Raw genomic sequence first — 10,258 nt, 5'->3', positions numbered from 1 at the left:
GGTCAGCCGAAGGCCGCCTGCACGTAGGGCAGTTACCGACGCGAGTGATCAAGTACGACGACCTGTTCGAGGCCCGAGGTTAAAGATCAAGCTAGCGATCCGCCGCGGGGGAGCGGTCGCGTCGGGAGGTCAGGCGCGGCCGATCGGTGCCAGGGTGGCCTCCGTCAGCGTCGCCAGGGAGGCCGGCGCGAGCTCCACCTCCAGGCCCCGGCGGCCCGCCGACACGCAGATCGTGGCGTGGGACGACGCCGACGCGTCCAGGACCGTGGGGAGCTTCTTGCGCTGGCCGAGCGGGGAGATGCCGCCCCTGACGTAGCCCGTGGTGCGTTCGGCCAGGGCGGGGTCCGCCATCGCCGCGCGCTTGCCGCCCACCGCCGTCGCCAGGGCCTTGAGATCCAGGCTGCCCGCCACCGGCACCACCGCGACCGTGAGCGTGCCGTCCACGTCCGCGACCAGCGTCTTGAAGACACGGTCCGGGGACACGCCCATCGCCTCCGCCGCCTCCTCGCCGTACGACGGGTGGGCGGGGTCGTGGTCGTAGGAGTGGACGGTGAAGTCCACTCCCGCCGCGGTCAGCGCCACTGTCGCCGGGGTGCCGCCCGCGGACTGCTGCTTCTTGTTCGCCTTCTTCGGCATGTCGCGGGCTCCTGCTCAGTTCAGACTCGTCGGCGACCGCGTCAGCTCCGCCGCGGGCAGTGACGGCAGGTTACGGATGATCGCCGTCTCGGAGCGAAGGAGTTTCAGCTCGTCACGCAGGCGGGAGGCGGTGTCGGGGGCCTGGAGGAGACGCTGCTTGGTGGGCGTGTCGTGCATCATCGCGGCGGCCACCAGGTAGGAGACGACGGACGGTTCGTCCGGGAGTTCGATCCCCGCGGTCAGTGAGCGCTCGCGTGCGCCGGCCAGCCGCTTCTGGTACTGGCGGAACGCCCGCAGGACCCCCTCCGCCAGCGGGCCGGCCTCGTCGCCCTGGTCCTCCGCCAGTTCCTCGAGCTCGGCCGTCAGGAACGGTCCCGAGGTGTCCACCGACAGCAGCCGCACCCGGTTCGTCCCCGTCGCCAGCACCTCGAACGTGCCGTTGGCCCGCTCCCGGATCGTCGCCGCGTCCGCCACACAGCCCACCCCGTGGAAGGACTTGAGGGGGTCGGGCCCGAAGCCGGCCGCCGGGCCCTTGTCCGGCTGGGCCGTGGGGTCCGGCATGCCCGGCGCGCTCGGTGCCACCTCGTGGCCGTCGCGGATCGCCACGACGGCGAACCGGCGCGGTTCTTCCTCGGGTGTCTTCAGCAGGTCGCGCATCATGGCGCGATAGCGCTCCTCGAAGATGTTCAGCGGCAGCACGAGCCCCGGGAACAACACCGAGTTCAGCGGGAAGAGGGGGAGACGGACGGTGGTCACGGCGCCACAGCCTAGTGGTCATCGGCGGATGCATGCCCGCCGTGCTCGGTCCGTGGGCGCCCGGCGCCTCCCGGGAAGGGAGTCGTGGCGGCCTCGGAGAGGGGTTCCGTCCCGGCCAGCAGGTGGGTGCGCAGCCGTACGAAGTGGCCCAGCGGGTCGTCGGACAGGCGGTCCCAGGGGAAGGACGTGGCGTACGGGCCGATCAGGTCCAGCTGGGTGCGGGCGGCCTCCCAGCGTTCCAGGCGGACCAGGAGGTACATCAGTTTGTTGCGGACCTCGGCGGGCCACAGATCGGCCGCCGGGAACCGGGCGGACAGGGCGATCGCCCGGTCGGCCGCCGCGTCCAGCCGGGCCCGGGGCACCTCGGGGCCGCAGCCGTCGGTGAGGTACGCGAAGGCCGCGCGGGCCGGCAGGGCCTGGACCAGCGAGTCCGCCGGGGCGTCCTGCGCGGCCAGGTCGGCGAAGTCGAAGCACTCGCGGTGCGAGCCGTGCCAGGAGGTGGCCAGATAGCGCAGGGCCGCCACATGGCAGCCGTAGTGGTGCGGGGCCCGGCGGACCGCCGCCTCCCACAGCTCCTCGAAGTACTTGTGGCCGGCGTTCGAGCCACGGGCGTGGTCCAGGGCGATCCGCCACGGCACCGGGTCCCGGTCGTCGCCGCGGGCGGCGCTCGTGATCACGGGACTCACCGCGCGTAGCATCTCGCTCCGGGCCGGGGAGTCCCAGGCGTGGTCCACCGCGAGCTGGGCCCGCAGCACCAGCAGGTCGGGATCCTGCGGGGCGGCCGCGTGCCAGTCGTCGAGCCATTCCGGACGGGAACGGGCGAACACGGCGAGGCGGTGCACATACCGGTCCCGGGCTTCCCAGTCGGACGCGGCCCGGGTGTCGGCGAGCAGTCCCGCGGCGGGTCCGTACGCACCTTGACCGGCCGCGACCAGCACCGGAGCGAGTCGCTCGTCGGGCGCGTCGAGGAGTACCTCGTCCTCGGCCGGGAGCGGACCGGGGGCGGGGTGCGAAGTGGTTCTTGCCGTCCGGGCGGAGCGGAACAGCGTGCGCAGCGAAGCCATGGTCCCGCCATTGAAGGTCGGCGGGTCGGGCCCGCGCCAGACCGTCAGGCCAACTCCGCGAAAGTTGTACGGCCAAAGGTCAAGGGAGGGTAAAAGGTGACTCGTGCTCATCTGTGGGACCGCCGCCGAGGACCGGCTATCCGCGCCTCAGCAGCCGGGTGGCCCCCGCCGCCACCGTCGTCGCGAGGATCCAGCCCAGCAGGATCATCACCGTCGACGCCCACTCCCAGCCGCCGCTCAGGCGCCACTGACCGGCCTGGCCCAGGTCGATCACCGGCAGCAGCAGGTCGAGGACGAACAGCGCGGGGTCCCATACGGGGTGGCCGCCGGAGTTCATCGGCGGATGCGGGGCGTGCGCGAAGGCGAGCGTGCCCGCCGCCCAGAGCACCGCCATCCACACCGCCGCCCGGCCCGGCCGGTACCCGTAGGCCACGGTCAGGTCCTGGGCGTACCCCCAGAGCTTGCCGGCCAGCGGCAGCGTCTCGCGGCGTCGGCGCTGCTTGGCGAGCAGCACCTCGCGCGCGTCCTCGTCCTCCCCGGCGGCCCGCAGCACGCTCGCCAGCCGCTCGTACGGCTCCGGGTTGTACTCGGCGGTGGCCGCCGCCACCCAGTCGAGCCGCCGGGTCAGCGGGAACGGACCCTGCGGCACCAGGTTCTCGTAGGCGAAGCCGCCCATGTGCAGCCGCCCCGGCCCCGGCCAGCTGTTCGCCCGGTCGACCAGGCTGACGACCCGGGCGCCGGAGAGCAGCACCCGGCCGCGCTGCGGCTCCTCCCCGAGGAATCGCAGCTCCGGCGCCTGCACCCGGCGCAGCGACAGCTCCTGGTCGTCGGTGAGGGCGAGCCGCGCCCGCTCCAGGTCCACCGCGTCCCCGAAGCGCCCGTCGTCCAGCCGGATGCCGCCTTGGCACTCGAACCGCTGGATCCGCGTCCCGCGCGCCGGGGTCGTCCCGCTCTGCCAGGGCCCGCCCACCCCGGCCGGGGTCAGGTAGAGCGTGCGGCCCACGGTCAGCTGGGGCGCGTTGAGGGCGTACCGCCCGTCGGGGTTGAGCAGCCGCGCGCCGCGCAGGCTCAGCGAGACGCCCACCTTGGCGCTGCGCAGCCTCAGCTCGCCGTGCGACTCCAGGAGGTCCGCCAGGAGGTCCTGGCCCACGGTCATGCCGTCGGCCGCGATCGACCGGCCGCTGCGGTCCCGGTGGACGACCGCCTCGTTCAGCAGCAGGTCGGTGCCGATGTGGGCGTCGGTCAGGCGGACCCCGCCGAGGAAACGGCAGCGCAGCAGGTGCAGGTCGCCCTCTGTGCGCACCCGGGCCGCCTCCAGGCGCGGCGCCGCGCAGTCCACGAACCGCACGGTCGTGAAGTGCGCCTCCGGCAGCAGGATCTCGTCGTCGAACCGGCAGCCGCGCAGCTCCACGTACGGCAGGACGGTCCCGCCGGCCAGGTCCAGAGTGCCGCTGATCCGCACGCCGGCCAGCTTCAGCGAGGACACCCGGCCCGCGAGCGCGGGCGGGCCGTCGAGCAGCAGCCAGCAGATGATCCGGGCCCGCACGGTCCGCTCGGGTCCCCACGGGTGCCCCCCGTGCGGATCGTCCGCGCGCGCGTCGCCGCTGCTCAGGTCGTACCCGCTGCCGTTGCGGAACGCCTGCCACATGCCGGCCTCGGCCGCGGTCAGATCGTCCGGCAGGTCCCCGTCCTGGACGCCGTCCCCCTCGGTCACGGCTCTTCCTTCTTCCTCGGCTACTCGTGAGTCATGTGCTCGCCCAGCGGTGATGCCCGTCCGTCACGCCTCGAACACACCAAGTGAGGGTGATCTTCCGGTTCCGGCCAGGGCCGCTCGCCGGCCGCCCGGCCCAAGCCACGCCGGCCGCCGGCCCACCCTGTGCACCGCCCACCGGCCCACCGCTGCGCACCGCCCGTCGCCCCACGCTAGGGACCGGCCGCCGGACCGCGTTCTGTATCAGCCATTGATACGCGCGAACCGTCCGTCACAGCGGTCTGCGAGAATTGGTCGTGTGATCTCCCGAATCGATCTGCGCGGCGACGCCCTTCCCGAGGGACCCGCCCTGCGCGACCTGCTGCCCCGAGCCGACTTCGACGTCTCGGCCGCCCTGGAGAAGGTGCGTCCGATCTGCGAGGCCGTGCATCATCGGGGCGACGCGGCGCTGATCGACTTCGCCGAGAGGTTCGACGGGGTCGTCCTCGAGCAGGTGCGGGTGCCCGCCGAAGCGCTGGCCAAGGCGCTGGACGAGCTCGACCCCGCCGTGCGCGCGGCCCTGGAGGAGTCCATCCGGCGCGCCCGTCTCGTCCACCGCGAACAGCGTCGCACGACCCACACGACCCAGGTCGTGCCCGGCGGCTCGGTGACCGAGAAGTGGGTGCCCGTCGATCGGGTCGGCCTGTACGCGCCCGGCGGCCGGTCGGTCTACCCGTCCTCCGTGATCATGAACGCGGTGCCCGCGCAGGAAGCCGGTGTCCCGTCCATCGCGCTCGCCTCGCCGCCGCAGGCCGACTTCGGCGGACTGCCGCACCCCACGATCCTCGCCGCCTGCGCGCTGCTCGGCGTCGACGAGGTGTACGCGGCCGGCGGCGCCACCGCCGTCGCGATGTTCGCGTACGGCACCGAGTCCTGCCCGGCCGCCACCATGGTCACCGGCCCCGGCAACATCTGGGTGGCCGCCGCCAAGCGCTACTTCACCGGCAGGATCGGCATCGACGCCGAGGCGGGCCCGACCGAGATCGCCGTCCTCGCGGACGCCACGGCGGACCCGGCGCACGTCGCCGCCGACCTGATCAGCCAGGCCGAGCACGACCCGCTGGCCGCCGCCGTCCTGGTCACCGACTCGGTCGAGCTCGCCGACGCGGTCGACAAGGAGCTGGAGCCGCAGGTCGCGGCGACCCGGCACGTCGACGACCGGATCGTGCCCGCCCTGAAGGGCCGGCAGTCCGCGATCGTCCTGGTCGACGGCGTCGAGGAGGGCCTCAGGGTCGTCGACGCGTACGGCGCCGAGCACCTGGAGATCCAGACCGCCGACGCCGCCGCCGTCGCCGACCGGGTCAGGAACGCGGGCGCGATCTTCATCGGCCCCTGGGCGCCGGTCTCCCTCGGGGACTACGCGGCCGGGTCCAACCACGTGCTGCCCACCGGCGGCTGCGCCTGCCACTCCTCGGGCCTGTCCGTCCAGTCCTTCCTGCGCGGCATCCACATCGTCGACTACACGAAGGACGCGCTGGCCGAGGTCGCGCACCACGTGGTCACGCTGGCGGAGGCGGAGGACCTGCCCGCGCACGGCGCGGCGATCAAGGCGAGGTTCGGATGGAAGGTACCGACGGGCAAGTGAGCTTCGGCATCGACGATCTCCCCGTACGGGACGAGCTGCGCGGCAAGTCCCCCTACGGCGCGCCCCAGTTGGACGTCCCCGTACGGCTGAACACCAACGAGAACCCCTACCCGCTGCCCGAGCCCCTGGTCGAGCGGATCACCGAGCGGGTCCGCGAGGCCGCCCGCGACCTGAACCGCTACCCCGACCGGGACGCGGTGCAGCTGCGCACCGAGCTGGCCAGGTACCTCACGGACACCGGCAGATACCCGGTCGGCGTCGAGAACGTGTGGGCGGCCAACGGCTCCAACGAGGTCATCCAGCAGCTGCTGCAGACCTTCGGCGGACCGGGCCGCACGGCGATCGGCTTCGAGCCGTCGTACTCGATGCACGGGCTCATCGCGCGCGGCACCGGCACGGGCTGGCTCTCCGGTCCGCGGGGCGCCGACTTCACCATCGACGCCGAGGCCGCCGCCCGCGCGATCGCCGAGCACCGGCCCGACGTCGTGTTCATCACCACCCCCAACAACCCCACCGGCAACGCGGTACCGCCCGAGACGGTCCTCGCGCTGTACGAGGCGGCCCAGGCGGCGAAGCCGTCGATGGTGATCGTCGACGAGGCGTACATCGAGTTCAGCCACGGCGACTCGCTGCTGCCGCTGCTCGAAGGTCGGCCGAATCTCGTCGTCTCCCGCACCATGTCCAAGGCCTTCGGCGCGGCCGGCCTGCGCCTCGGCTACCTCGCCGCACACCCGGCGGTGGTGGACGCGGTCCAGCTCGTACGGCTGCCGTACCACCTGTCCGCGATCACCCAGGCGACCGCCCTGGCCGCCCTGGAGCACACCGGCACGCTGCTGAAGTACGTGGAGCAGCTGAAGGCCGAGCGGGACCGGCTGGTCGCCGAGATGCGGACGCTGGGCCTGGAGGTCACCGAGTCCGACGCCAACTTCGTGCAGTTCGGGCGGTTCGAGGACCCGCACGGCATGTGGCAGAAGATCCTCGACCGGGGGGTCCTCGTCCGGGACAACGGCGTGCCCGGCTTCCTGCGGGTGTCCGCCGGAACCCCCGAAGAGAACGACGCGTTCCTCGACGCGGTACGTGAAGTCAAGAAGGAGCTGGACGCATGACCCGCGTAGGGCGCGTGGAGCGCACCACCAAGGAGACCTCGGTCCTGGTCGAGATCGATCTCGACGGCACCGGCAGGACCGACATCGCCACCGGCGTCGGCTTCTACGACCACATGCTCGACCAGCTCGGCCGGCACGGCCTGTTCGACCTCACCGTGAAGACCGACGGCGACCTGCACATCGACTCGCACCACACCATCGAGGACACCGCCCTCGCCCTCGGCGCCGCCTTCAGGCAGGCCCTCGGCGACAAGGTGGGCATCTACCGCTTCGGCAACTGCACGGTCCCGCTGGACGAGTCCCTCGCCCAGGTCACCGTCGACCTGTCCGGCCGCCCGTACCTCGTGCACACCGAGCCCGAGAAGATGGCGCCGATGATCGGCGAGTACGACACCACGATGACCCGGCACATCCTGGAGTCCTTCGTCGCCCAGGCGCAGATCGCCCTGCACGTGCACGTGCCCTACGGGCGCAACGCGCACCACATCGTGGAGTGCCAGTTCAAGGCGCTGGCCCGGGCGCTGCGCTACGCCTCCGAGCGCGACCCGCGCGCGGCCGGCATCCTCCCCTCCACGAAGGGCGCGCTGTGAACGGCCTCTCGACCGTCCTGATCGTCGTCGGCCTCTTCCTGGTCGGCGGGATCATCTCCTTCGCCAAGCAGAAGATGCCCACCAGCCTGATCGTGCTGCTGTCGATAGGCGCCGCGATGTGCCTGGTGGCGGGCGTCATGAGGCTGGAGGTGTGGAATTGACCGCTCCCAAGAGCGTGGTGGTCTTCGACTACGGCTTCGGCAACGTCCGGTCCGCGGAGCGCGCCCTCGCCCGCACCGGGGCCGACGTCGAGATCACCCGTGACTTCGACAGGGCCATGAACGCGGACGGGCTGCTGGTGCCGGGCGTCGGCGCCTTCGCCGCCTGCATGCAGGGTCTCAAGGAGGCCCGCGGGGACTGGATCATCGACCGCCGGCTGTCCGGCGGGCGGCCGGTGATGGGCATCTGCGTCGGCATGCAGATCCTGTTCGCGCACGGCATCGAGCACGGCGTCCGCACCGAGGGCCTCGACGAGTGGCCGGGCGCCGTCGAGCCGCTGCAGGCCGAGATCGTGCCGCACATGGGCTGGAACACCGTGGACGTACCGGACGGCTCCCAGCTGTTCGCCGGCCTGGACGCCGACGCGCGGTTCTACTTCGTGCACTCCTACGCCGTCCACGACTGGGCGCTGGAGACGCACAACGCCGCCATCCGGGCGCCGCTCGTGACCTGGTCGACGCACGGCAAGCCGTTCGTCGCGGCCGTCGAGAACGGCGCCCTGTGGGCCACCCAGTTCCACCCCGAGAAGTCCGGCGACGCCGGCGCCCAGCTCCTCACCAACTGGATCGGAACACTGTGAGCACGCTCGAACTCCTCCCCGCCGTCGACGTCCGCGACGGCCAGGCCGTCCGCCTCGTGCACGGCGAGTCGGGCACCGAGACCTCCTACGGCTCCCCCCTGGAGGCCGCCCTCTCCTGGCAGCGGTCGGGCGCCGAGTGGCTGCACCTGGTCGACCTGGACGCCGCTTTCGGCACCGGCGACAACAGGGCGCTGGTCGCCGAGGTGACCCGGGCGATGGACATCAAGGTCGAGCTGTCCGGCGGCATCCGCGACGACGCCACCCTGGCCGCCGCCCTCGCCACCGGCTGTACTCGCGTCAACCTCGGCACGGCCGCCCTGGAGACCCCCGAGTGGGTCGCCAAGGTCATCGCCGAGCACGGTGACAGGATCGCCGTCGGCCTGGACGTGCGCGGTACGACCCTGAGGGGCCGTGGCTGGACCCGCGACGGCGGCGACCTGTACGAGACGCTGGCCCGCCTCGACAAGGAGGGCTGCGCCCGCTACGTCGTCACCGACATCGCCAAGGACGGCACCCTCCAGGGCCCGAACCTGGACCTGCTGAAGAACGTGTGCGCGGCCACCGACCGGCCGGTCGTGGCCTCCGGCGGCGTGTCGTCGCTGGACGACCTCCGCGCGCTGGCCGAGCTGGTACCCCTCGGTGTCGAGGGCTCCATCGTCGGGAAGGCCCTGTACGCGAAGGCGTTCACCCTGGAAGAGGCCTTGGAGGCTGTGTCGTCATGACGTCCGGAGCCGTACGGCGCGTGCAGAGCGGAAGTCCCTGGGAAGAGAGCTTCGGATTCGCGCGCGCCGTGGCGGCGGGCGACCGGGTGCTGGTCGGCGGTACGACGTCCTTCAAGGGGACGGTGCTGTACGGCGAGGGCGACCCGTACGAACAGGCCAAGGTGGCCTTCACCAGCGCCGTCGAGGCGATCGGGGAGTTCGGGCTCGATGTCGGGTCGGTGATCCGGACCCGCATGTACCTGACCCACGTACGGGACGTGGACGCGGTGGGCCGGGCCCACAAGGAGCTCTTCGACGCGGTGCGGCCGACGTCCACCCTGCTGGTGGTGGAGGGCTTCGTCGACCCGCGCATCCTGGTCGAAGTGGAACTGGAAGCCTTCCGAGGCTAGAGGCACAGAGGCATACAGAGGAGCCGTGGATTCATGACCCTGGCGGTCCGAGTCATCCCCTGCCTGGACGTGGACAACGGCCGGGTCGTCAAGGGCGTGAACTTCCAGAACCTGCGCGACGCGGGCGACCCGGTCGAGATGGCCAAGGTGTACGACGCGGAGGGCGCCGACGAGCTGACCTTCCTGGACATCACCGCGTCGTCCGGCAACCGGGAGACCACCTACGACGTGGTGCGCCGCACCGCCGAGCAGGTGTTCATCCCGCTGACGGTCGGCGGTGGCGTCCGCACGGCGGAGGACGTCGACAAGCTGCTGCGCGCCGGCGCCGACAAGGTGGGCGTCAACACGGCCGCCATCGCCCGCCCGGACCTCATCCGGGAGATCGCGGAACGCTTCGGCCGCCAGGTGCTGGTCCTGTCGGTCGACGCCCGCCGCACCGAGTCGGGTTCCTTCGAGGTGACCACCCACGGCGGCCGCCGCGGCACCGGCATCGACGCGGTCGAGTGGGCGCACCGGGCGGCCGAACTGGGCGCGGGGGAGATCCTGCTCAACTCGATGGACGCGGACGGCACCAAGGACGGCTACGACATCGAGATGATCACCGCGGTCCGCAAGCACGTCACGGTCCCGGTCATCGCCTCCGGCGGCGCGGGCGCGCTCGCGCACTTCCCCCCGGCGGTCTCGGCGGGCGCGGACGCGGTCCTCGCGGCCTCGGTCTTCCACTTCGGCAACCTGAGGATCGGCGAGGTGAAGCAGACCCTGCGGGAGGCGGGCCACCCCGTGCGGTGAGGCCGCGCCGAGCTTGAGCCCCGGTGCCCGCGCCGGGGCTTTTCGCTCGGAAGATACGAAAGGAAAGTTGCG

At 72.3% G+C, this 10,258-nt stretch carries 12 protein-coding genes; 8 read left to right on the top strand and 4 right to left on the bottom strand.

Annotated elements, in window-relative coordinates:
- Nucleotides 1–129 precede the first annotated feature (129 nt).
- The 4 genes from ybaK to ABZ646_RS06230 all read right to left on the bottom strand — a co-directional run bounded on the left by ybaK (nt 130) and on the right by ABZ646_RS06230 (nt 4,170).
- Nucleotides 130–636: a Cys-tRNA(Pro) deacylase gene (gene ybaK / locus ABZ646_RS06245; protein WP_360513480.1), complete on the bottom strand. Its 507-nt coding sequence runs from the start codon at nt 634–636 to the stop codon at nt 130–132.
- A 15-nt stretch (nt 637–651) separates the two neighbouring features.
- Nucleotides 652–1,392, bottom strand: coding sequence for an LON peptidase substrate-binding domain-containing protein (locus ABZ646_RS06240; RefSeq protein ID WP_360513478.1), 741 nt, complete (start codon nt 1,390–1,392; stop codon nt 652–654).
- An 11-nt stretch (nt 1,393–1,403) separates the two neighbouring features.
- Complete coding sequence (locus tag ABZ646_RS06235) at nt 1,404–2,456, bottom strand: hypothetical protein (RefSeq protein WP_360513476.1); 1,053 nt, start codon at nt 2,454–2,456, stop codon at nt 1,404–1,406.
- A gap of 136 nt (nt 2,457–2,592) precedes the next feature.
- Nucleotides 2,593–4,170, bottom strand: coding sequence for an oxidoreductase (locus ABZ646_RS06230; RefSeq protein WP_360513474.1), 1,578 nt, complete (start codon nt 4,168–4,170; stop codon nt 2,593–2,595).
- 295 nt (nt 4,171–4,465) lie between these two features.
- Between ABZ646_RS06230 and hisD the strand changes: the two genes are divergently transcribed.
- Genes hisD through hisF form a run of 8 tightly spaced genes read left to right on the top strand, consistent with a single transcriptional unit; the run spans nt 4,466 to nt 10,186 of the window.
- Nucleotides 4,466–5,791, top strand: coding sequence for a histidinol dehydrogenase (gene hisD, locus ABZ646_RS06225; RefSeq protein WP_360513472.1), 1,326 nt, complete (start codon nt 4,466–4,468; stop codon nt 5,789–5,791).
- Nucleotides 5,788–6,897: a histidinol-phosphate transaminase gene (locus ABZ646_RS06220; RefSeq protein ID WP_360513470.1), complete on the top strand. Its 1,110-nt coding sequence runs from the start codon at nt 5,788–5,790 to the stop codon at nt 6,895–6,897. Before hisD ends, ABZ646_RS06220 begins: the two co-directional genes overlap by 4 nt.
- Complete coding sequence (gene hisB, locus ABZ646_RS06215; protein WP_360513468.1) at nt 6,894–7,487, top strand: imidazoleglycerol-phosphate dehydratase HisB; 594 nt, start codon at nt 6,894–6,896, stop codon at nt 7,485–7,487. Before ABZ646_RS06220 ends, hisB begins: the two co-directional genes overlap by 4 nt.
- A complete protein-coding gene (locus ABZ646_RS06210; RefSeq protein WP_043500011.1) occupies nt 7,484–7,648 on the top strand; it encodes a hypothetical protein in 165 nt (54 codons plus the stop codon). The genes hisB and ABZ646_RS06210 overlap by 4 nt, the downstream gene beginning before the upstream one ends.
- Nucleotides 7,645–8,286, top strand: a complete 642-nt coding sequence (gene hisH, locus ABZ646_RS06205) for an imidazole glycerol phosphate synthase subunit HisH (protein WP_360513465.1) — start codon at nt 7,645–7,647, stop codon at nt 8,284–8,286. The genes ABZ646_RS06210 and hisH overlap by 4 nt, the downstream gene beginning before the upstream one ends.
- Nucleotides 8,283–9,008 carry a bifunctional 1-(5-phosphoribosyl)-5-((5-phosphoribosylamino)methylideneamino)imidazole-4-carboxamide isomerase/phosphoribosylanthranilate isomerase PriA gene (gene priA, locus ABZ646_RS06200; protein ID WP_360513463.1) on the top strand — a complete coding sequence of 242 codons (726 nt, stop codon included), beginning with the start codon at nt 8,283–8,285 and terminating at the stop codon, nt 9,006–9,008. The genes hisH and priA overlap by 4 nt, the downstream gene beginning before the upstream one ends.
- On the top strand, nt 9,005–9,397 hold the full coding sequence (locus tag ABZ646_RS06195) for a RidA family protein (RefSeq protein WP_360513461.1): 393 nt from the start codon (nt 9,005–9,007) through the stop codon (nt 9,395–9,397). Before priA ends, ABZ646_RS06195 begins: the two co-directional genes overlap by 4 nt.
- Nucleotides 9,398–9,430: 33 nt before the next feature.
- Complete coding sequence (gene hisF, locus ABZ646_RS06190) at nt 9,431–10,186, top strand: imidazole glycerol phosphate synthase subunit HisF (RefSeq protein WP_360513459.1); 756 nt, start codon at nt 9,431–9,433, stop codon at nt 10,184–10,186.
- The last annotated feature ends 72 nt before the right edge of the window (nt 10,187–10,258 follow it).

The organism is Streptomyces sp. NPDC007162 (assembly GCF_040634175.1).
Taxonomy (GTDB): Bacteria; Actinomycetota; Actinomycetes; order Streptomycetales; family Streptomycetaceae; genus Streptomyces.
The sequence above is the reverse complement of the archived record's forward strand: the minus strand, read 5'-3'. Positions and strand labels throughout refer to the sequence as shown.